Consider the following 23,072-nt stretch of genomic DNA (forward strand, 5'->3'; position numbering starts at 1 on the left):
TGTGGGTCTGCTTAAGTGAACAAGGGTGAATGTGCAGCAAAATAGTGGTTCAGGCAACTCCCGGCAGCGACGGGCGCCGCTGCCGGGTTGCTTAGCGTTTGCGCCAGACGGTGACCTGCGCCAGCGTATGCTGGAACTTGCGGGCCGTTTCGCGGATCACGAACGGCACATCCTGCGGTTCATCGATCAGCTCGAAGTCGGCAGCCAGCAGCCGTTGCAGCGCCTGCAGGGTCGTCAGGGCCTCTCCGTTTTCCCGCACGCCGCCCAGCCAGTTCTCTTTCGGCGTGAAATCTTCCAGCCAGGTGTAAGGCGATGAGAGCAGCAGAATGCCGCCCGGACGCAGCATCGGCGTCACATCCTGCAGGAAGCGCGCGGGCTGACGCAGACGATCGATCAGATTGGAGGCAAGCACCAGATCGTAACCGGCCGGTTGCGGCTTCAGGTTGCAGGCGTCCCCCTGCACAAAGCGGATTCGCTGCGCCAGATCGCTCTCCAGATCGAAATCTTTCAGGCGAACCTGACGATACTCGACCAGATCGCCCTCCTGAGGCAGGAGATAGCGGAAATCTTCACCGCTGGTCAGCTGCAGCGCCACATCGATGAAGCGCGCCGAGTAGTCCATGCCGGTGACGCGTTCAAAGTGGCGGGCCAGTTCAAAACTGGCGCGTCCGGTCGCGCAGCCGATATCCAGGGCGTCGCCCCGGGCGCGGGTGTAATTCAGCGCCAGCTTCACCAGGCTTTCGGCATAGTTTTCCACGCCGAAATAGCGCGGGCCATACTGGAAGTCGAGATACTGCGACACCATGGCGTCAGACTCATACGGATTCAGCGCCATGCTCTCCCTGTGCCCGGACACCACATAGCGGAAACCGGCATGCTGGAAGAAGTGGCGGCGAAACGCATAGCGTGCCGATTTCAGGGCTTCGTTGCCGGTGGATATCCAGCTGCCCCCTTTGATCAGCGAGTGTTTGCCATCAAACGTCGGCGTCGAGAAATCGTCGTAAAGCGGATGGACCCGGAAGCCTTCGAAGCCGTTAATTGGCGTGGTGGTCCACTGCCAGACGTTGCCGACGATATCGAAGAAGTCGCCCTGGGCGAACAGATCGACCGGTGACGAGGAGGCCCAGTAAGCCAGGTTAATGTTGCCCGGTGCCTGCTCCCAGTGCGGCTGGTCGCCGGCAACCTGTTCGCGCAGCTGAGTCCACTCCGCTTCGCAGGGAAGCTGTATCGCCAGCCCCGTCTGCTCTGCTTTCCAGCGGCAGAAGGCGGCGGCTTCCAGCTGATTGACCTCGGCAGGCCAGTCCCAGGGCATCGCCACCTCTTCACACATCAGACGCAGTTTCAGCTGATCGGGCATCGCAGGTGTGCCAACCCAGAAGGTGGGCATCTCTGCTTTGGCAAACTGACACCAGCCCCAGCCTTCATCATCCCACCAGCGACGATCCTGATATCCCCCCGCCTCGACGAAGGCCAGAAATTCTGCGTTGCTGACCAGCATTTTGCTCGCCTGGAACGGCTGCAGCGTAATCTGCTGGCGGCCATACTCATTATCCCAGCCGTAGGTGTCGTCAGTTTTACCCAGCGTGACCGTGCCGCCGGGCATCGGCAGCAGGGCGTTGGCCGGAACAGCCTGACGCTGGTGGCGCGCCAGCGGACAGATGGGCCATGCGGACTGCGGCTTAACCCACTCAATCGGAAGCTGGCGGATCAGCACGCTGGAGGTTTCCAGATGGATGCGCTCATGCTCGATGCCCATCAGGATCACCCAGGCCGGACTTTCCCAGTCGATCGGCAGAGTCAGCGGCATGGTCTGGATGAGATCGCTGACCAGGGCTTTCACGCGTCCCCGGTATTCACGCACTTCATCGACGGTGGGCCAGTCGTAGTGACTGTCGTTGAGATCGTCCCAGCTCATTTCATCCACCCCAATCGCCATCATCGCTTCGATGCGATCGTTCAGACGCGCGTCGATGAGACGTCCGGCCATCAGCTTATTAATGTAGAAGGTCGCCGTGTGACCGAAATAGAAAATCAGGGGGTGGCGCAGCGGAATGGCTTTGGTGAACCAGGCCTGCGGATCCGCCAGACAGGTAAACAGACTCTCATACTGGTCCCAGGTCTGATGGAAATAGGCCAGCAAATCGGCACGTTTTTGTTCGCTATTCTGGCCGGAGAGCAATAACGTCCGCGTAGGTGCAGGCAGATCGCGGTGGGGTTGAGCAAGCGTCACAGGAAGCTCCAGATTGCTGAGTAAGTGAAACGGTAATTCACTATAGCAAAGAAGCTTTTCTGCCAGATGACTTAGAGCCTGCCCGTCAGGCTATTTTATTTGCCACTCTGAACCTGGGCAGTGCTCACAATCCTCACGTACTCCGTGTACGCTCCGGTTGTTCCGCGCTGTCCGTGTCCAGACTGCCTGCAACAATTACGCCTGTCGGGACAGGCTCTTAACGGCGCCAGTGACGCAGAAGGCGGCTTTTCATGCCGGTATCGAAACGCCAGATATGGTCGAAGATGCGCAGAATACCGGGTTTCCCGTGGGCCGACATGGCCACAGCGTGAAAACGTTGCTGATTGTGTCGCTGGCGCTGTTTTATCGCCCCGATCACCTCTTCCGGCAGACGCTGGGCGATGAAATCGGAGACGATGACCGCATCCGCTTCCTGCCACAGTGCGCCCTCCATCCGGTTCACCACCGAGGAGAGGCAGGCGGCCAGATCGGTGCCGCCACGAAAGCGCTGGCTGAGAAAGCGAATCGCCTGTTCCAGCCCATCTTCCCCGGTCAGCTCGTAGCCGATGACTTCATGGGCAAACAGCATGATGTAGCAGCGACGCCGGTCAGCCAGCGCGACTTTCAGCAGCGCCAGACAAAACGCTTTTGCGCAGCGCTCGTTGAAGCCCCCCATGGAGCCGGAGGTATCCACGCAGACGATGAACGGCCCGCGGGGCTGCTCCTCATGCTGCTGATGGCTGGCCGGCCGCATCGTCACTTTTTCGTGCCAGGCCTCGCCCTGCAGACGATAGGTCAGCAGCCGTTTCTCAACCAGGCGCCGGTAAAACTCCAGCTCCAGTTCGCTGATGCTCAGCGCGGCTAACTCCGGCGGCAGCAGACGCAGTACGTCATCGCTCTGATGAATGCCGCTCACCTCTTCCGGCACGGACGCGGGCTCCTGCACCAGATGGTGAAAGGCCTCCATCGGGGCATCCTGTGACGGCACCGATTTAGCCTCCCGACTGCGGCCCAGCTGCTGTGCCAGCTTCAGCAGCTCCGGTTGCTGCGCGAGAAAATCACCATATTGCAGCATCAGCTGATAGTCGCCGGGCTGCAGTGACGCTTTGCTCATGTCCCATAACCGGCCTGCCGCCGCTTCATCATCGTCGCCCAGGATTGGGGCCAGCTGACCGCTCAGCGCCATGCGCTGCTGCAGTTCCGCCAGCAGGCGTTCGCGCTGCTGCTCCAGCAGCTGCTGATTCAGTGTAAGAGTCTGTAAGGTCAGACTCAGCCGCCAGCGCTGCAGAAAAAGCTGGTGCTGGGCGCTGCTGAGATGGTGGATATCGGTGTGCTGCAACAGCCGGTTCGCTTCATCCAGGAAGGGCGAAGGCAGGCTTTGCAGCGCCTGAAGCGTCGCATCCAGCTGGTGGATGAATTCACGATCGCTGAGGAGCTGAACCCGCTGAAAGAGCTGAAACTCCTCTGCCAGCGTGGCCGGAACCGGGGTGGCTTTGAGTTCCGCGTTGATCTCGGCCCGCCAGCGCGGCACATCGCGTAGCAGCGCTTTTTTCAGCCCGGGAAACTTTTCAAAAAACAGCGCAAGCTGTGGGGAGGCCAGCAGGGCGACGATCAGCTCTTCAATCAGTTCGGTCTCCCCCACCGAGAGCAGGGTGCTGAGCGTCTCCACGGAGATCATTTACGCGCCTGTTTCAGCTGCTCTGCCACATCCTGCAGGCTGGTTTCGACCCGCGCCAGCCAGTCGTCGCTGATAAACAGGCAGCGCTGATGCTGACTGAAGAGATGCCGCTGGGTGCGCAGTTCACTCTCCAGTGCATCCAGCGCCTCGGTAATCTCACCGGGCAGCGGCTCGCTGTTGCTGACGCCGGGCAGGGTCAGCCGCGATGCCTGCAGGCTGACATCGCGGATCGCCAGGCAGTGCTGCGCATCCACCTGAAGATCCAGGCTCTGAGCAAAGCCGATGCCGTTGAGCTTGCCGCGCACCTCGCCCCCTTTCTGCAGCCACTGGTTCAGCGCATCACGCGCGATCACCAGATGGGTAACCTGCATATCGTGCAGCATCAGCGGCTTTTGCAGCATCAGCGTCAGCTGCTCATCGGTGAGGCTTTCGGGCATATCGTAGTGCGGCTTGCGGCTGAACATGCCGCTGTGCTTCTCCAGCGTGATGGCCTGCGCCACGCTCTGCTGTTGCTGCAGCGCCAGACGACGGGCTTTGATCTGATGCAGTTTCAGCAGCATCGGCTGCTGCTGCCAGGCGTGTTGTGTCATCAGCTGGTCGATTTCGCGTTCCAGCAGCTGCATGGACGCCACGTCGTGCCAGAGGCAATCTTTCAGCAGGATCAGGTCTATCGGCGCAATCGCGCTGCGTCCGCTGTAAAAGGCGCTGGCCTGTAACAGGTGAATGGCTTTTTTCCAGCGACGATCGGAAATGTAGGGGGCGGCAGGCTGGCTCTCCAGCTGCTGACGCAGCTGATAGATCAGCTCGAAAACGGCATCCGGCAGCCCCACCTGGCTGATGCTGAGCTGCCACTGCGCATACTCCTCATCACTGATGCGCAGAGATTCTGCCACCGGATTGGCGTGTTCATCCTGCTGGTGAGTCAGCATGCTGCGGAAGTTCTGCTTCTCATGCACGTTATCCAGCCACAGGCGGATCAGCATCCGGTCATAGAGCGCCTCGAGACCGCTGTCCGCTTCCGGGAGTTCATTGGAGGCGGTGACCAGCAGACGCATAGGGATGGTCTCTTCGCTGTCGCCATTGCGGAAGCGGCGTTCGTTGATGGCGGTCAGCAGGGTATTCAGAATCGCCGGGCCGGCTTTCCAGATCTCATCCAGAAACACAATCTCTGCGTCGGGCAGATACCCTTTAGTGAGGCGCTGATAGCGCCCTTCATCCTTCAGCGCCTGAATAGAGAGCGGGCCAAACACCTCTTCCGGCGTCGAGAAACGGGTCATCAGATATTCAAAGGCGCGGGCGTGCTGAAAGGCATATTTGAGGCGGCGTGCTATCAGGCTCTTGGCGATGCCGGGCGGGCCCAGCAGGAACACGCTTTCACCGCTCAGCGCCGCCAGCAGGCAAAGGCGAATGGCATGATGCCGCTCATACAATCCTTTTTCTAACGCATTGCTCAGGCGAGAAATTCTTTCTGCCAAAAGATGGGGTTGAGCCATAATCACTTCAATGTCCTTACGATCGACGGGCCGCCGCGCTTAAGCAAGCGCCTTACTCTATAGATCATCATGCGTGAAAGCGTTGATAGCTGTCAGCTTTTTTGTATCAGAAGGTTTGCCTGCTATCACGCGGTATCCACTGACATTTTACCGCCTGAAGCGCCCCCGTTATCCGGCGAGCAAGGCGAAGCGGGTATAGGAATTTTCACCAATACGTGCATACTGTGCGCTTTTTGATGGCCTGAGCGAGGGGTGTTTGCGCCTCTCAGACTCCAACAAAAGATAACTCTATGAGCTCAGATAATAAGCAGTCCCTTCCCGGATTAACGCTGGCCGCGATTGGTGTTGTTTACGGGGATATCGGCACCAGTCCGCTCTATACCCTGCGTGAATGTCTCTCCGGACAGTTTGGTTTCGGCGTTGAACGGGAAGCGGTGTTTGGCTTTCTGTCGCTGATTTTCTGGCTGCTGGTGCTGGTGGTCTCACTCAAATATATCAGTTATGTGATGCGCGCCGACAACGCCGGAGAGGGCGGTATTCTGACCCTGATGTCGCTGGCGGGCCGCCACACCGGTGCGCGCGCCACGGCGGTGCTGGTGATCATGGGACTGATTGGCGGCAGCTTCTTCTATGGGGAGGTGGTGATTACACCGGCCATTTCGGTGATGTCCGCGATTGAGGGCCTGGAGATTGCCGCGCCCTCACTGGATCCTTTTATTGTGCCGATGTCGATTGCGGTGCTGACGCTGCTGTTTGTGATTCAGAAACATGGCACCGGTATGGTGGGCAAACTGTTCGCGCCCGTGATGCTGATCTGGTTCCTGGTGCTGGCGGTCCTGGGAGCCTGCGGCATCATGAAAAACCCGGAAGTGCTGCACGCGCTCAATCCCGCCTATGCCATTGAGTTCTTCCTGCACTACAAGTCGGTCTCGTTCTTCGCGCTGGGCGCCGTCGTGCTGGCGATTACCGGCGTGGAGGCACTCTATGCGGATATGGGCCACTTCGGCAAAGTGCCGATCCGGCTGGCCTGGTTCTCGGTGGTGCTGCCGTCGCTGGTGCTGAACTACTTTGGTCAGGGCGCGCTGCTGCTCAGCGATCCGAAAGCGATTAAAAACCCCTTCTTCCTGCTGGCCCCGGACTGGGCGTTGATCCCGATGCTGATTCTGGCGACGCTGGCCACCGTTATCGCCTCACAGGCGGTTATCTCAGGCGTCTTCTCGCTGACGCGTCAGGCGGTGCGACTGGGCTATCTGCCAGGGATGCGTATCATCCACACCTCTGAGCGCGAGTCGGGTCAGATCTATATTCCGGCCATCAACTGGGTGCTCTATTTCGCCGTGCTGATTGTGATTATCAGCTTTGAGCATTCGAGTAACCTGGCGGCGGCCTATGGTATCGCCGTGACCGGCACCATGGTGCTGACCTCGATCCTCGTCTGCACCGTGGCCATTAAAAACTGGCACTGGCAAAAGCTGGCCGTCGGCCTCATCCTGGTGCTGCTGCTCTTTATCGACGTGCCGCTGTTTACCGCCAACCTGGTGAAAATCTTCTCCGGTGGCTGGCTGCCGCTCTGCCTCGGTCTGGTGATGTTTATCATTATGACGACGTGGAAAAGCGAGCGTTTCCGCCTGCTGCGTCGCATGCATGAGCACGGTAATTCCCTGGAGGCGATGATCGCCTCGCTGGAGAAATCGCCGCCGGTTCGCGTGCCGGGCACCGCGGTCTATATGTCGCGTGCGCTGAATGTGATTCCGTTCGCCATGCTGCATAACCTCAAGCACAACAAGGTATTGCATGAGCGCGTGGTGCTGCTGACGCTGAGAACGGAAGATGCGCCCTACGTTCATAACGTGCGGCGTGTGACGATTGAGCAGCTCTCACCGACCTTCTGGCGGGTGGTTGCCAGTTACGGCTGGCGTGAAACGCCTAACGTTGAGGAAATTTTCCATCGCTGCGGACTGGAAGGACTGAACTGCCGCATGATGGAGACGTCGTTCTTTATGTCGCACGAGTCGCTGATCATCGGCAAACGCCCCTGGTATCTGCGCCTGCGCGGCAAACTCTTCCTGGCGCTGCAGCGCAACGCACTACGCGCACCAGACCAGTTCGAGATCCCGCCAAACCGGGTTATCGAGCTGGGCACCCAGGTCGAGATTTGATGGGTCGCGCCCGCCTTACGGGGTGGGCGCAGACCAGCGCAGCGTGACGCACAGGCCGCTGCCGGGACGCTGGCTGAAGCTCACCTGCATCCCGTGCAGCTGGGCAATATTACGCACAATCGAGAGTCCCAGTCCGCTGCCACTCTTCTCCTGACCGGGCGGTCGCCAGAAACGTTCACCAAGACGCTGGCGGTCGGCTTCACTCAATCCCTCGCCGTTATCCTCCACCGCCAGGCTGTTCGCCTGTAACCGCACATCAACTTCACTGCCTGCTGGCGTATAACGAATGGCGTTATCCAGCAGATTACGCACCAGCAGTGACAGCAGCAGCGCATGCCCCTGAATCTGCGGATCGGCGTCGGCATGCAGCCGCAGCGTCACGCCCGCTTTATCCGCCAGCGGCAGCTGGGCGGCCAGCGTCTCCTGAACCGTGCGCTTCAGCGCCACCGGCCCGAAGGCACTGCGCGCATCGTCAGCTTCCACCCGCGAGAGCGTCAGCAGCTGATCCACCAGCCGCGTGGCGCGCAGGATCCCGGCATCCAGCTGCTGCAGCGCATGGGTGCGCATCACCTCATCATCCGCCGTCAGCTGAATGACCTCACTTTGCACCTGCAGTGCAGCCAGCGGACTGCGCAGCTCGTGCGCCGCATCGGCGGTAAAGCGCCGTTCGCGCTGCATCATGGCACTGATGCGTCGGAAGAGGCCATTCAGCGCCACCATCAGCGGCTGGACCTCTTTCGGCACCCGCCCGGCCTGCAGCGGCGTATCATCATCGGGCGCGCGCTGCGCCAGCTGCTTCGCCAGCCTCTTCAGCGGGCGCAGTTCAGACCAGACCAGCCCCATCAGCAGCAGCAACATAAACGGCAGCGCGATCAACCAGGGCAGCACGCTCGCTTTCATCACGTCCTGCGTCATGTCATCCCGGTATTCCAGCTCCTGGCCGACCACCACACGAAACTGCTTGTCGGGAGTGGTGAGCCAGACAAACCGCCAGCGGTCATCATCATTCGTGAGCTGACCTTCATGGAATCCCTGAGACGCTGCATCGAACGGCAGATAGCGACCATTATCTCCATCGTTCATCACCTGCCTGCCGTCATGCGTGAAGACGGCAAACGCCAGGGCGTCGTCATCCTGTTCGCCGCGATGGTGGCGCAGGATCGCTTTGGTTTTTGGCAGCGTGGTGTTCTCCAGCGTCGAAAAATCCAGTGTCAGCAGACGCTTTGCCAGCAGCATCTGCTGGGTATCGAAGAGTTCATCCAGGGTTTCACGCGTCTGATGCCAGGCACTGAGGCTGGCGCTGACCCAGCAGAGAGCGACCAGCAGTACAAAACCGATGCCAAGCCGCAGAAACAGGCTCATTGATCGCATTCGGCGGCTCCCAGGGTATAGCCGACGCCGTGCAGCGTGCGGATGAACTGACTGCCCAGCTTTTTACGCAGATGATGGATATGCACCTCCACCGCATTGCTGGAGACATCGGCATCCCAGCTGTAGAGTTTCTCCTCCAGCTGGCTGCGCGTCAGCACCCGGCCGGGGTTTCGCATAAACAGCTCCAGCAGCGCCAGCTCCCGGCTTTTCAGCGCAATGGTTTCCCCCTCACGCATCACGCTGTGACCGCCGGGGATCAGCACCACATTGCCGTGACGAAGTTCAGGCTGAAGCTGGCCGTGCCGGCGGCGAATCAACGCCTGCAGGCGCGCGGCCACCTCGGTCAGGGCAAAAGGTTTACACAGATAGTCATCGGCGCCCTGCTGCAGCCCTTCGACCCGCTGGTCGAGTGCATCGCGCGCGGTCAGGATTAACACCGGAACATCTTTGCCCTGCTGCCGCCACTGTCGCAGAATATCGAGCCCGTCGCGTTCGGGCAGAGAGAGATCCAGAATCACCGCATCCCAGGGGGCCGCGTCCAGCGCGTTAAAGCCCGCCTCACCGGAGGTAAACCAGTCAACGCTGAAGCCCAGCCTGCTCAGCCCTGCCTTAATACCGTCACCAATTAAGCGATCGTCTTCAATCAGTAAAATACGCATGATGTCTCCCTGTTCCGATAGCGTTTTATACGAAGCCCCCTCCTGCTTGTACAGCGGATTCCGGCAAATATCGTCTATTTTTAATGCTTAAGAAGCTGTTAAGAACTCTGTGGTCAACTGGGCCTGTTCCACCCGGACCGACCACTAAAAAAGGGGTACACCATGAAAAAGCACGCTGCTATTCTGACCGTCGTTATGCTGGCTTCCGCGCCGGTTTTTGCTGCACAGCAGGGCGGATTTGTTGATCCCAGTGCGCCCGCCGCACAGACGAAGGCTGCCGCTGGCCAGGGCGGTTTTCGTGCCGACCAGACCAGTGTGGTGACGGTGAAGCAGGCGGAAGAGATGAAAGATGACAGCTGGATCACCGTGCGCGGCAAGCTGGAGAAACAGATCGGCGATGAAGATTATCTGTTCCGCGACCAGACCGGCACGATGAAAGTCGAAATCGACCACAAGCACTGGAACGGCCAGACCATCTCACCGAAAGACAATGTTGAGCTGACGGGTGAGCTGGATAAAGATTTCAACAGCATTGAGATGGACGTCAAACAGGTTAAGAAACTGCCTTAATCTCTTTCTTCAGGCCCGCGCCTCTCCTGGCGCGGGACGCTTTCCTCCTCTGTCCATCTCCTCTCTGTCTGGTGCTGAACCCTTGCTGCCCCTTTTTTCCGGCGTTAAGTTTGCCAGCCGCCTGAGACTGCCTTCACGATCCTTTTTTCAGCCCCTCTCCTGCCCTAATTCAAATTCTCGCCCGCGTAAGCGAAACGTTTCGATAGCGATCACAGATTTCTTCTTTGCCGGTTGAGTTGATGGCGGCATTTCATACACTCCTGTCAGCGAAACGTTTCGCTGTGGAGTGAAAAGATGAAAAAAGGTCGCCTGTTAAACGCTGAACTCTCACATGTGATTGCCCGCCTGGGACACACGGATACGCTGACGATTGCGGATGCTGGCCTGCCGATTCCGGCCGGTCCGCAGCGTATTGATCTGGCGCTCACGCCGGGTACGCCCGATTTTATGCAGGTGGTGAATGCGGTTGCCCTGGAGATGCAGGTAGAAAGCGTCCTGATTGCGGAGGAGATTCAGCAGCACAATCCCCCTCTTCACCGTGCGCTGATTGCCGCACTCGAAGCCCTGCAGCAGCAGCAGGGGAACGTCATCACCATACGCTACCTCTCGCATGAACAGTTCAAACAACACACGCAGCGTAGCCAGGCAGTCATTCGCAGCGGGGAGTGCTCTCCGTTTGCCAATGTCATCCTCAGCGCCGGTGTGACCTTCTGAGGCCGCTATGCAACCTTTACTGCAACTCGACGGCATTGAAAAATCCTTTCCGGGGGTGAAAGCCCTTAAGGGTGCTTCGCTGAATGTCCGCGCAGGTCGCGTGATGGCGCTGGTCGGAGAGAACGGCGCAGGCAAGTCCACCATGATGAAAGTCCTGACCGGGATCTACCAGTATGATGCCGGCACGCTGCGCTGGCTCGGCAAAGAGACCCGCTTCAGTGGGCCGAAAGCGTCGCAGGAAGCGGGCATTGGCATCATCCATCAGGAACTGAACCTGATCCCGCAGTTAACCGTGGCGGAGAACATTTTTCTTGGTCGCGAATATGTCAGCCGGTTTGGCCGCATTCAGTGGCAACGCATGTATGCCGAAGCCGACGCGCTGCTCAAACGCCTCAATCTGCGCTTCAGCAGCCACAAGCTGGTGGGCGAGCTGTCGATTGGCGATCAGCAAATGGTCGAAATCGCCAAAGTGCTGAGCTTTGAATCGCAGGTGATCATCATGGATGAGCCGACCGACGCGCTGACCGACACCGAAACGCTGTCGCTGTTCCGGGTGATCAATGAGCTGAAAGCGCAGGGCTGCGGCATCGTCTACATCTCGCATCGCATGAAAGAGATCTTTGAGATCTGCGATGACGTCACGGTGTTCCGCGACGGGCAGTTTATTGCGGAGCGTCCGGTCAGCGCGCTGACCGAAGAGAGCCTGATCGAGATGATGGTCGGGCGCAAACTGGAAGATCAATATCCCCGTCTGGATCAGGCACCCGGCGACGTGCGGCTGAAAGTGGAAAACGTCAGCGGACCGGGCGTGGATAAGGTCAGCTTCAGCCTGCGCAAAGGCGAAATTCTGGGTATCTCCGGCCTGATGGGCGCGGGCCGTACCGAACTGATGAAGGTGCTTTACGGCGCGCTGCCGCGCCACGAAGGCAAACTGTGGCTCAGCGGCCGCGAAGTGGTAACGCGTTCGCCACAGGATGGGCTGGCTAACGGCATCGTCTATATCTCCGAGGATCGTAAGCGCGACGGCCTGGTGCTGGGCATGTCGGTAAAAGAGAACATGTCGCTGACGGCGTTACGTTATTTCAGTCGCGGCAGCGGGTCACTGAAGCACGCGGCAGAGCAGCTGGCGGTCGGCGATTTTATCCGGCTGTTCAATGTGAAAACGCCCTCAATGGAGCAGCCGATTGGCCTGCTTTCCGGGGGTAACCAGCAGAAAGTGGCGATTGCCCGCGGACTGATGACCCGGCCCAACGTACTGATTCTGGACGAACCGACCCGCGGTGTGGATGTCGGCGCGAAGAAAGAGATCTATCAACTGATTAACCAGTTCAAGGCCGAAGGGCTGAGCATCATCCTCGTTTCCTCGGAAATGCCGGAAGTGCTGGGCATGAGCGACCGGATTCTGGTGATGCATGAAGGCCGTATCAGCGGCGAATTTTCCCGGGAAGACGCCACTCAGGAACGTCTGATGGCCGCCGCCGTAGGCAAGCAACACAGCGAGGATTTAGTGGTATGACAACCCAAACGTTACCTGCCAGCCGCCGCTGGTTTAGCAAAAGCTGGTTACTGGAGCAGAAGTCGCTGATTGCGCTGATGGTGCTGATCGCCGTGGTCGCCAGTCAGAGTCCGAACTTCTTTACCGTCGCGAACCTGTTCAACATCCTGCAGCAGACCTCAGTGAATGCCATTATGGCGGTCGGGATGACGCTGGTGATCCTGACTTCCGGTATCGACCTCTCTGTGGGATCGCTGCTGGCGCTGACCGGTGCGGTAGGCGCGTCGCTGGTGGGTATGGAGGTCAATGCCCTGGTGGCGGTGGCGGCTTCGCTGGCGCTGGGGGCGGCAATCGGTGCCCTGACCGGCACCATTGTGGCGCGCGGCAGGGTACAGGCGTTTATTGCCACGCTGGTCATGATGCTGCTGTTACGCGGCGTTACCATGGTCTATACCGACGGCAGCCCGATTAACACCGGATTCAGCGCCAATGCCGATTTGCTGGGCTGGTTTGGTATTGGTCGCCCGCTGGGTGTGCCTGCACCGGTCTGGCTGATGGCGCTGGTCTTTATCGCCGCCTGGTACATGCTGCAGCATACCCGCCTGGGCCGTTATATCTATGCGCTGGGCGGTAACGAAGCGGCTACCCGTCTCTCCGGCATCAATGTGAATCGCGTCAAAATCATCGTCTATTCACTGAGTGGCATGCTGGCGGCGCTGGCGGGCACGATTGAAGTGGCCCGTCTCTCTTCGGCACAGCCTACAGCGGGCACCGGCTACGAGCTGGATGCGATTGCCGCGGTGGTGCTGGGTGGCACCAGTCTGGCGGGCGGTAAAGGGCGTATTTTCGGCACGCTGATCGGTGCGCTGATCCTCGGCTTCCTGAACAACGGCCTGAACCTGATGGGCGTCTCTTCTTACTACCAGATGATCGTTAAAGCGGTAGTCATCCTGCTGGCGGTGCTGGTGGATAATAAAAGCAGTAAATAACTCTGACCTTACACAGGATAATAAGATGAAAAAGTTAACCGCACTGGCCATCATCCTTGGCGCAACCCTCAGTACCAGCGCCATGGCAAAAGAGACCATCGCCCTGGTGGTTTCGACCCTGAATAACCCCTTCTTCGTTTCGCTGAAAGAGGGGGCGCAGAAAGAAGCCGATAAGCTGGGCTACAACCTGGTGGTGCTGGATTCACAAAACAATCCGGCGAAAGAGCTGGCAAACGTGCAGGATCTGACGGTGCGCGGCACTAAACTGCTGCTGATCAACCCTACCGACTCGGACGCTGTAGGCAATGCCGTGAAGATGGCTAATCAGGCGAACATCCCGGTCATCACACTGGATCGCGTCGCGTCACAGGGCAAAGTTGTCAGCCATGTCGCCTCCGATAACCGGTTCGGCGGTAAAATGGCCGGTGACTTCATCGCCAAAAAAGTCGGTGAAAACGCGAAAATTATTGAGCTGCAGGGCATTGCCGGGACCTCCGCGGCCCGTGAACGTGGCGAAGGTTTCAAACAGGCGGCCGATGCGCATAAGTTCCAGATCCTCGCCAGCCAGCCCGCTGACTTTGACCGCACCAAAGGGCTGAACGTTATGCAGAACCTGCTGCAGGCCCACCCGGATGTGCAGGCCGTCTTCGCGCAGAACGATGAAATGGCTCTGGGTGCTCTGCGCGCGCTGCAGACCGCCGGTAAAACCGGTGTGATCGTGGTCGGTTTTGACGGCACGGCGGATGGCGTGAAAGCGGTAGAAAGTGGCAAACTGTCCGCGACCGTGGCACAGATGCCGGACAAAATTGGCATGATCGGCGTGGATACCGCTGATAAAGTGCTGAAGGGTGAAAAAGTGCAGGCGATCAATCCGGTCGACCTGAAGCTGGTCACTCAATAACTCAAAGAAAAGCAGGGCACCGCGCCACCCTTCCGGTGGCGCACTTATTCCGGACTCCCCTAATGAGCAAAAACGCAAAACTGGCCGTTCTTGGCAGCATTAACGCTGACCACATCCTTAATCTGGCGCACTTTCCTCGTCCCGGTGAAACGGTGATCGGGCAGAATTATCAGATTGCGTTTGGCGGTAAAGGTGCGAATCAGGCGGTTGCCGCCGGTCGCGCAGGCGCCGATATCGCCTTTATCGCCTGTGTGGGCGCTGACGACATGGGTGAACGGATTCGTCAGCAGCTGGCGCAGGACAATATTGATACCACCCCGGTTGAAGTAGTTGCGGGTGAGTCCACCGGCGTGGCGATGATTTTCGTTAACGGTGACGGCGAAAACAGTATCGGTATCTACGCCGGTGCCAACGCGGCGTTAACGCCTGCCTGTGTGGCGCGTCATCAGCCGGTCATCGCTACAGCCGATGCGCTTCTTATGCAGCTGGAGTCACCGCTGGAGAGCGTACTGGCCGCGGCTACGTTTGCCCGACAGCATCAGACCCAGGTGATTCTCAATCCGGCCCCGGCCACCCCGCTCTCTGACGACCTGCTGGCGCTGGTCGACATTATTACGCCGAATGAGACCGAAGCGGAGAGCCTGACCGACATCGCCGTCAACAGCGATGAAGATGCTGCCCGCGCCGCGGCAGTGTTACATGCAAAGGGCATCGGCACGGTGTTGATTACGCTGGGGCGCCGCGGCGTCTGGCTGAGCGAACAGGGTGAGGGCCAGCGCATTGCAGGCTTCAGCGTGAAGGCGATCGATACTATCGCGGCGGGCGATACCTTTAATGGTGCGTTTATTACCGCACGACTGGAGCAGAAGCCGATCGGTGAGGCCGTACGATTTGCCAACGCCGCCGCCGCGATTGCCGTGACCCGCTCGGGTGCACAGCCCTCCGTGCCATGGCGCGCGGAGATCGATGAATTTTTGCAGCAGCAGGGCTAAGCGCTTGAGTACCATGAAAGATGTCGCTCGCCTGGCGGGCGTCTCTACCTCCACCGTCTCGCACGTCATCAACAACAATCGCTTTGTCAGTGAAGGCGTGCGGGAAAAAGTCGAGCAGGCGATACGTCATCTGAATTACGCCCCCTCGGCACTGGCGCGCAGTCTGAAGATCAACCAGACCCACACGATAGGCATGCTGCTGACCACCAGTAGTAACCCGTTCTATGCGGAGGTGGTGCGGGGCGTCGAAGAGAGCTGCTATCAGCGTGGCTACAGCCTGATCCTCTGTAACACCGCCGGGGATGAGGAGCGGATGAACCGCAGCCTTGAAACGCTGATGCAAAAGCGCGTCGATGGCTTACTGATTATGTGCACCGAAAGTCACCTCCCTTCCGCAGACATTCTGAATCGCTATCCCTCTATCCCGGCCGTCATGATGGACTGGGCGCCATTTGAAGGGCGTGGTGACATTATTCAGGATAACGCGCTGCTGGGAGGCGAACTGGCAACTCAGCATCTTATCGACAGCGGCTATACCCGCATCGCCTGTATCGCCGGCCCGCAGGATAAGACTCCGGCCCGCATGCGTCTGCAGGGGTATCGCAACGCCATGACAAAAAGCGGCCTTGAGATTCTGCCGGGCTACGTGGTGAGCGGTGACTTTGAATTTCAGGGCGGTTACAACGGGATGGTAGAGCTGCTGGCACTAGACACGCCACCGGATGCGGTGTTCACCAGCAACGACGCCATGGCGGTCGGCGTTTACCATGCGCTCTATCAGGCGGGACTGCAGGTTCCGCAGCAGATGGCGGTCATGGGCTATGACGATATCGAACTGGCGCGTTATCTTTCTCCGCCACTGAGTACCGTTCATCAGCCCAAAGATGCCCTGGGCGAACTGGCGATAGACACCTTAATCCATCGTCTCAGCGATCCCGACGCCAGCCAGCAGACGCTGGTGCTGACGCCGGAGCTCGTGGTGCGTGGGTCGGCTTAAGCCTTTTTCTTCCTGTCGCGATTGGTGATCAGGTTACGTCCATCCCCGTTTTTCAGCAGCATAAAGGTCAGCCCGGAGAAGACGGTTATCACGCCCATGGTCAGAAACGTGGCGTGAAACTGTGAAATGGTGCTGGTTTCAAACTCCTGATAGAAGCGCAGTACCGCGGCGCTGACGGCCACACCAAAACTGATCGCTAACTGCTGCGTCACGGCCAGCACGCTGTTGCCGCCGCTGGCGTTGTCATCATCCAGATCGGCCAGCGTGATCGTGTTCATGGCAGTGAACTGTGTCGACATGGCCATGCCGAGAATAAACAGCGGCAGTAACAGCACAATAATGCTCTCAGCAGGCGACTGCAGGGAGAAGCTGGCGATCAGAATGCCAATGATGGCGGTAATGCCGACCAGCAGGCGGCGGTATCCCAGCCAGCGCAGCAGCTGGGTCACCGTGGATTTCGCCAGGATAGAGCCAATCGCGGTGGGAGCCATCATGCAGCCTGCGATAATCGCTGAATAGCCAAAACCGACCTGTAACATCAGTGGCATTAAAAAGGGCACACAGCCCGTGCCGAGACGTGACGCGATGTTGCCACCGATGCCGACTGAGAAGGTGCGGGTTTTAAACATCGGCAGGCTGATCAGCGGTGAAGGGTGACGCCGGGCATGCACTATATAGAGAAGCAACAGCACAATCCCGCCCAGTAATATCCCGCCCGCCAGCCAGGCTGAGACAATCCGCTCGCCAAACAGCTCAATACCGATTGAGATCATCACCAGTCCGGCCCCGAATAACAGGAAGCCTGCAAAGTCGAAGCGGCGCTTGGGCGTGGTGAAGTCCGGCATATATTTGCGTGCAAAGACAATGCCGAGAATGCCTATCGGGATGTTGATCAGGAAAATCCAGTGCCAGGTGGCGTAGGTGACCAGAACGCCGCCCAGCATCGGTCCCAGTATCGGACCCACTAATCCCGGCATAGTGACAAAGTTGAGCACCGGCAGCAGCTCACTGCGCGGATAGGCCCGCAACAGCGCCAGTCGGGCAACCGGCATCATCATGGCGCCGCCGACGCCCTGCACGATGCGTGACATAACCAGCACCGACAGCGTAGGCGAAAGCGCACAGGCCAGTGAGCCAAGGGTAAACAGTGACACGGCAACGATAAATACCTTACGCGTGCCGAAACGATCGGCAAGCCAGCCGCTGACCGGAATCAACATAGCAACAGTCAGGGTGTAGCTGATAACGGCGGATTGCATGGCCAGGGGAGAACGATCGAGGCTGGAGGCGATGGCGGGCAGTGCAGTATTCAGTATGGTGGCGTCGAGTGACTGCATGAAAAAGGCCATGGCAGCTATCCATGGCAAACCGGCCATGCTGCGCGCGGATCTTATCATTGAGTGTCCTTCTGGGGTTATCCTGCGACAAGAAGCAAAATAATAGCACCCGCAATCCGCCACGGCAGGTCTCTTTACAACGTTTAATGGCGGTTTTTGTGCGTTATTCAGGCATGAAACGTCTGTTTTTAACCCGTTCGTTTAAAAAAGATGCGCTCAGCAAATTAATTCAAAGAAACACTTGTCAGCCCGCGGAAACTCCCTATAATGCGCCTCCATCGACACGGCACACCGGCAACGGGAAACGGGTTGAAGGTTCAGGAGACTGAGCCGCCGGAGAAAAACTTCTGAAAAAAGAGGTTGACTCTGAAGGAGGAAAGCGTAATATACGCCACCTCGCGACAGGACGCTAACGCACTGTTCGCACTGCTCTTTAACAATTTATCAGACAATCTGTGTGGGCACTCGCAGGATTGATATCAGCGCCTTAGGGCGCACAAAAATATCAAAGCCTCACGAGTGAACACATAATGAAATTCATTATGACGTTTTACAGATGAGCACCGCTGAACTCGTTTCAGCAAATCAAACTTTAAATTGAAGAGTTTGATCATGGCTCAGATTGAACGCTGGCGGCAGGCCTAACACATGCAAGTCGGACGGTAGCACAGAGGAGCTTGCTCCTCGGGTGACGAGTGGCGGACGGGTGAGTAATGTCTGGGGATCTGCCCGATAGAGGGGGATAACCACTGGAAACGGTGGCTAATACCGCATAACGTCGCAAGACCAAAGAGGGGGACCTTCGGGCCTCTCACTATCGGATGAACCCAGATGGGATTAGCTAGTAGGCGGGGTAATGGCCCACCTAGGCGACGATCCCTAGCTGGTCTGAGAGGATGACCAGCCACACTGGAACTGAGACACGGTCCAGACTCCTACGGGAGGCAGCAGTGGGGAATATTGCACAATGGGCGCAAGCCTGATGCAGCCATGCCGCGTGTATGAAGAAGGCCTTCGGGTTGTAAAGTACTTTCAGCGGGGAGGAAGGCGGTGAGGTTAATAACCTCGCCGATTGACGTTACCCGCAGAAGAAGCACCGGCTAACTCCGTGCCAGCAGCCGCGGTAATACGGAGGGTGCAAGCGTTAATCGGAATTACTGGGCGTAAAGCGCACGCAGGCGGTCTGTTAAGTCAGATGTGAAATCCCCGGGCTTAACCTGGGAACTGCATTTGAAACTGGCAGGCTTGAGTCTCGTAGAGGGGGGTAGAATTCCAGGTGTAGCGGTGAAATGCGTAGAGATCTGGAGGAATACCGGTGGCGAAGGCGGCCCCCTGGACGAAGACTGACGCTCAGGTGCGAAAGCGTGGGGAGCAAACAGGATTAGATACCCTGGTAGTCCACGCCGTAAACGATGTCGACTTGGAGGTTGTTCCCTTGAGGAGTGGCTTCCGGAGCTAACGCGTTAAGTCGACCGCCTGGGGAGTACGGCCGCAAGGTTAAAACTCAAATGAATTGACGGGGGCCCGCACAAGCGGTGGAGCATGTGGTTTAATTCGATGCAACGCGAAGAACCTTACCTACTCTTGACATCCAGAGAACTTAGCAGAGATGCTTTGGTGCCTTCGGGAACTCTGAGACAGGTGCTGCATGGCTGTCGTCAGCTCGTGTTGTGAAATGTTGGGTTAAGTCCCGCAACGAGCGCAACCCTTATCCTTTGTTGCCAGCGATTCGGTCGGGAACTCAAAGGAGACTGCCGGTGATAAACCGGAGGAAGGTGGGGATGACGTCAAGTCATCATGGCCCTTACGAGTAGGGCTACACACGTGCTACAATGGCGCATACAAAGAGAAGCGACCTCGCGAGAGCAAGCGGACCTCACAAAGTGCGTCGTAGTCCGGATCGGAGTCTGCAACTCGACTCCGTGAAGTCGGAATCGCTAGTAATCGTGGATCAGAATGCCACGGTGAATACGTTCCCGGGCCTTGTACACACCGCCCGTCACACCATGGGAGTGGGTTGCAAAAGAAGTAGGTAGCTTAACCTTCGGGAGGGCGCTTACCACTTTGTGATTCATGACTGGGGTGAAGTCGTAACAAGGTAACCGTAGGGGAACCTGCGGTTGGATCACCTCCTTACCTGAAGATACCTTCCCGCGCAGTGCTCACACAGATTGTCTGATAAAAAGTAATGAGCAGGACGGCTGCGAAGTCGTGACACTATCGTGTCCCCTTCGTCTAGCGGTTAGGACTCCGCCCTTTCACGGCGGCAACAGGGGTTCGAATCCCCTAGGGGACGCCACCTGCTTGGTGACAGGTGAAAGGTGTCTCCATACAGTATCTCAAAACCGTTTCCGCTGCGCGAGCAGGGAGACGCGTCTGAGATATTTGCTCTTTAACAATCCGGAACAAGCTGAAAATTGAAACGACATGACGCGTTCATTCTCCGTAATAAGAATGAAATGGCGACATGTTCGAGTCTCTCAAATGCTTACAGTCTGCAGCGTGAAAACGCCTGTGGGTTGTGAGGTTAAGCGACTAAGCGTACACGGTGGATGCCCTGGCAGTCAGAGGCGATGAAGGACGTGCTAATCTGCGTAAAGCGACGGTAAGGTGATATGAACCGCTACAGCCGTCGATGTCCGAATGGGGAAACCCGGTGCACTCAGTGCATCATTGCAGCATGAATACATAGTGCTGCAAGGCGAACCGGGGGAACTGAAACATCTAAGTACCCCGAGGAAAAGAAATCAACCGAGATTCCCCCAGTAGCGGCGAGCGAACGGGGAGCAGCCCAGAGCCTGAATCAGCATGTGTGTTAGTGGAAGCGTCTGGAAAGTCGCAGGGTACAGGGTGATACTCCCGTACACAAAAGCACACGCGCTGTGAGCTCGATGAGTAAGGCGGGACACGTGGTATCCTGTCTGAATATGGGGGGACCATCCTCCAAGGCTAAATACTCCTGACTGACCGATAGTGAACCAGTACCGTGAGGGAAAGGCGAAAAGAACCCCGGCGAGGGGAGTGAAACAGAACCTGAAACCGTGTACGTACAAGCAGTGGGAGCACCCTTGTGGTGTGACTGCGTACCTTTTGTATAATGGGTCAGCGACTTATATTCTGTAGCAAGGTTAACCGTATAGGGGAGCCGCAGGGAAACCGAGTCTTAACTGGGCGTTAAGTTGCAGGGTATAGACCCGAAACCCGGTGATTCTAGCCATGGGCAGGTTGAAGGTTGGGTAACACTAACTGGAGGACCGAACCGACTAATGTTGAAAAATTAGCGGATGACCTGTGGCTGGGGGTGAAAGGCCAATCAAACCGGGAGATAGCTGGTTCTCCCCGAAAGCTATTTAGGTAGCGCCTCGTGAACTCATCTCCGGGGGTAGAGCACTGTTTCGGCTAGGGGGCCATCCCGGCTTACCAACCCGATGCAAACTGCGAATACCGGAGAATGTTATCACGGGAGACACACGGCGGGTGCTAACGTCCGTCGTGAAGAGGGAAACAACCCAGACCGCCAGCTAAGGTCCCAAAGTCATGGTTAAGTGGGAAACGATGTGGGAAGGCACAGACAGCCAGGATGTTGGCTTAGAAGCAGCCATCATTTAAAGAAAGCGTAATAGCTCACTGGTCGAGTCGGCCTGCGCGGAAGATGTAACGGGGCTAAACCATGCACCGAAGCTGCGGCAGCGACACTATGTGTTGTTGGGTAGGGGAGCGTTCTGTAAGCCGTCGAAGGTGTGTCGTGAGGCATGCTGGAGGTATCAGAAGTGCGAATGCTGACATAAGTAACGATAAAGCGGGTGAAAAGCCCGCTCGCCGGAAGACCAAGGGTTCCTGTTCAACGTTAATCGGAGCAGGGTGAGTCGACCCCTAAGGCGAGGCCGAAAGGCGTAGTCGATGGGAAACAGGTTAATATTCCTGTACTCGGTGTTACTGCGAAGGGGGGACGGAGAAGGCTATATCAGCCGGGCGACGGTTGTCCCGGTTTAAGCGTGTAGGCGGAGGGTCCAGGTAAATCCGGACTCTTTTAACGCTGAGGCGTGACGACGAGGCACTACGGTGCTGAAGTGATAAATGCCCTGCTTCCAGGAAAAGCCTCTAAGCATCAGGTAACACAGAATCGTACCCCAAACCGACACAGGTGGTCAGGTAGAGAATACCAAGGCGCTTGAGAGAACTCGGGTGAAGGAACTAGGCAAAATGGTGCCGTAACTTCGGGAGAAGGCACGCTGGCGCGTAGGTGAAGGGACTTGCTCCCGGAGCTGAAGCCAGTCGAAGATACCAGCTGGCTGCAACTGTTTATTAAAAACACAGCACTGTGCAAACACGAAAGTGGACGTATACGGTGTGACGCCTGCCCGGTGCCGGAAGGTTAATTGATGGGGTTATCCGTAAGGAGAAGCTCTTGATCGAAGCCCCGGTAAACGGCGGCCGTAACTATAACGGTCCTAAGGTAGCGAAATTCCTTGTCGGGTAAGTTCCGACCTGCACGAATGGCGTAATGATGGCCGGGCTGTCTCCACCCGAGACTCAGTGAAATTGAACTCGCTGTGAAGATGCAGTGTACCCGCGGCAAGACGGAAAGACCCCGTGAACCTTTACTACAGCTTGACACTGAACATTGAGCCTTGATGTGTAGGATAGGTGGGAGGCTTTGAAGCGCGGACGCCAGTCTGCGTGGAGCCATCCTTGAAATACCACCCTTTAATGTTTGATGTTCTAACGTGGCCCCGTGATCCGGGGTGCGGACAGTGTCTGGTGGGTAGTTTGACTGGGGCGGTCTCCTCCCAAAGAGTAACGGAGGAGCACGAAGGTCAGCTAATCACGGTCGGACATCGTGAGGTTAGTGCAATGGCATAAGCTGGCTTGACTGCGAGAGTGACGGCTCGAGCAGGTGCGAAAGCAGGTCATAGTGATCCGGTGGTTCTGAATGGAAGGGCCATCGCTCAACGGATAAAAGGTACTCCGGGGATAACAGGCTGATACCGCCCAAGAGTTCATATCGACGGCGGTGTTTGGCACCTCGATGTCGGCTCATCACATCCTGGGGCTGAAGTAGGTCCCAAGGGTACGGCTGTTCGCCGTTTAAAGTGGTACGCGAGCTGGGTTTAGAACGTCGTGAGACAGTTCGGTCCCTATCTGCCGTGGGCGCTGGAGAATTGAGGGGGGTTGCTCCTAGTACGAGAGGACCGGAGTGAACGCACCACTGGTGTTCGGGTTGTCATGCCAATGGCACTGCCCGGTAGCTAAGTGCGGAAAAGATAAGTGCTGAAAGCATCTAAGCACGAAACTTGCCCCGAGATGAGTTCTCCCTGACTCCCAGAGAGTCCTGAAGGGACGTTGAAGACGACGACGTTGATAGGCCGGGTGTGTAAGCGCAGCGATGCGTTGAGCTAACCGGTACTAATGACCCGTGAGGCTTAACCTTACAACGCCAGAGGCGTTTTTGAGAGACATGATTTTCAGTTTGTGACGGATACGTCT

At 57.6% G+C, this 23,072-nt stretch carries 14 protein-coding genes, 1 tRNA gene and 2 rRNA genes; 11 read left to right on the top strand and 6 right to left on the bottom strand.

The window, feature by feature from the left end; all coding sequences use genetic code 11:
- Positions 1 to 91: 91 nt before the first annotated feature.
- From ovoA to ravA, 3 genes are all read right to left on the bottom strand, one after another.
- Positions 92 to 2,230, bottom strand: a complete 2,139-nt coding sequence (ovoA, locus tag OJ965_RS02840; protein ID WP_154929064.1) for a 5-histidylcysteine sulfoxide synthase — start codon at positions 2,228 to 2,230, stop codon at positions 92 to 94.
- Positions 2,231 to 2,447: 217 nt separating this feature from the next.
- The gene (viaA, locus tag OJ965_RS02845; protein WP_009088186.1) at positions 2,448 to 3,908 is read right to left on the bottom strand and encodes an ATPase RavA stimulator ViaA; all 1,461 of its coding nucleotides are present in this window, start codon (positions 3,906 to 3,908) and stop codon (positions 2,448 to 2,450) included.
- A complete protein-coding gene (ravA, locus tag OJ965_RS02850; RefSeq protein WP_046100974.1) occupies positions 3,905 to 5,401 on the bottom strand; it encodes an ATPase RavA in 1,497 nt (498 codons plus the stop codon). Before ravA ends, viaA begins: the two co-directional genes overlap by 4 nt.
- A 290-nt stretch (positions 5,402 to 5,691) precedes the next feature.
- Here ravA and kup point away from each other — a divergent pair, with 290 nt between their 5' ends.
- Positions 5,692 to 7,560 (top strand): low affinity potassium transporter Kup, encoded by a 1,869-nt coding sequence (gene kup / locus OJ965_RS02855; protein WP_009088184.1) that lies wholly within the window; start codon positions 5,692 to 5,694, stop codon positions 7,558 to 7,560.
- 15 nt (positions 7,561 to 7,575) lie between these two features.
- On the opposite strand, the gene qseC is transcribed toward kup, so the two are convergent.
- Positions 7,576 to 8,931, bottom strand: a complete 1,356-nt coding sequence (gene qseC / locus OJ965_RS02860) for a quorum sensing histidine kinase QseC (RefSeq protein WP_140029589.1) — start codon at positions 8,929 to 8,931, stop codon at positions 7,576 to 7,578.
- A complete protein-coding gene (qseB, locus tag OJ965_RS02865) occupies positions 8,919 to 9,590 on the bottom strand; it encodes a quorum sensing response regulator transcription factor QseB (RefSeq protein WP_009088182.1) in 672 nt (223 codons plus the stop codon). Before qseB ends, qseC begins: the two co-directional genes overlap by 13 nt.
- A gap of 162 nt (positions 9,591 to 9,752) precedes the next feature.
- Here qseB and OJ965_RS02870 point away from each other — a divergent pair, with 162 nt between their 5' ends.
- The 7 genes from OJ965_RS02870 (at position 9,753) to rbsR (ending at position 16,248) form a co-directional block, all read left to right on the top strand.
- Positions 9,753 to 10,160 (top strand): YgiW/YdeI family stress tolerance OB fold protein, encoded by a 408-nt coding sequence (locus OJ965_RS02870; protein WP_009088181.1) that lies wholly within the window; start codon positions 9,753 to 9,755, stop codon positions 10,158 to 10,160.
- A 294-nt stretch (positions 10,161 to 10,454) separates the two neighbouring features.
- Positions 10,455 to 10,874, top strand: coding sequence for a D-ribose pyranase (gene rbsD / locus OJ965_RS02875; RefSeq protein ID WP_265137736.1), 420 nt, complete (start codon positions 10,455 to 10,457; stop codon positions 10,872 to 10,874).
- Positions 10,875 to 10,881: 7 nt separating this feature from the next.
- A complete protein-coding gene (gene rbsA / locus OJ965_RS02880) occupies positions 10,882 to 12,390 on the top strand; it encodes a ribose ABC transporter ATP-binding protein RbsA (protein ID WP_058957198.1) in 1,509 nt (502 codons plus the stop codon).
- Entirely contained in the window at positions 12,387 to 13,358 is a 972-nt protein-coding gene (rbsC, locus tag OJ965_RS02885) for a ribose ABC transporter permease (protein WP_009088178.1), read from the top strand. Before rbsA ends, rbsC begins: the two co-directional genes overlap by 4 nt.
- Before the next feature lie 25 nt (positions 13,359 to 13,383).
- Positions 13,384 to 14,259 (top strand): ribose ABC transporter substrate-binding protein RbsB, encoded by an 876-nt coding sequence (rbsB, locus tag OJ965_RS02890; RefSeq protein ID WP_009088177.1) that lies wholly within the window; start codon positions 13,384 to 13,386, stop codon positions 14,257 to 14,259.
- A gap of 62 nt (positions 14,260 to 14,321) precedes the next feature.
- A complete protein-coding gene (rbsK, locus tag OJ965_RS02895) occupies positions 14,322 to 15,251 on the top strand; it encodes a ribokinase (RefSeq protein ID WP_265137737.1) in 930 nt (309 codons plus the stop codon).
- Between the two features lie 4 nt (positions 15,252 to 15,255).
- The gene (gene rbsR, locus OJ965_RS02900; protein WP_009088175.1) at positions 15,256 to 16,248 is read left to right on the top strand and encodes a ribose operon transcriptional repressor RbsR; all 993 of its coding nucleotides are present in this window, start codon (positions 15,256 to 15,258) and stop codon (positions 16,246 to 16,248) included.
- Here the strand turns inward: rbsR and mdtD are convergent.
- A complete protein-coding gene (mdtD, locus tag OJ965_RS02905) occupies positions 16,245 to 17,645 on the bottom strand; it encodes a multidrug transporter subunit MdtD (protein ID WP_009088174.1) in 1,401 nt (466 codons plus the stop codon). The two genes, rbsR and mdtD, sit on opposite strands and share 4 nt — an antisense overlap.
- Positions 17,646 to 18,179: 534 nt before the next feature.
- Between mdtD and OJ965_RS02910 the strand changes: the two genes are divergently transcribed.
- The 3 genes from OJ965_RS02910 to OJ965_RS02920 all read left to right on the top strand — a co-directional run bounded on the left by OJ965_RS02910 (position 18,180) and on the right by OJ965_RS02920 (position 23,016).
- A 16S ribosomal RNA gene (locus tag OJ965_RS02910) occupies positions 18,180 to 19,721 on the top strand.
- 88 nt (positions 19,722 to 19,809) lie between these two features.
- A tRNA-Glu gene (locus tag OJ965_RS02915) sits at positions 19,810 to 19,884 on the top strand.
- 226 nt (positions 19,885 to 20,110) lie between these two features.
- A 23S ribosomal RNA gene (locus OJ965_RS02920) occupies positions 20,111 to 23,016 on the top strand.
- The 16S and 23S rRNA genes sit together here with 1 tRNA gene alongside, the layout of an rRNA operon.
- The last annotated feature ends 56 nt before the right edge of the window (positions 23,017 to 23,072 follow it).

Origin of the sequence: Pantoea anthophila (assembly GCF_026104315.1) — a bacterium.
In the GTDB taxonomy this organism is placed as follows: domain Bacteria; phylum Pseudomonadota; class Gammaproteobacteria; order Enterobacterales; family Enterobacteriaceae; genus Pantoea; species Pantoea anthophila.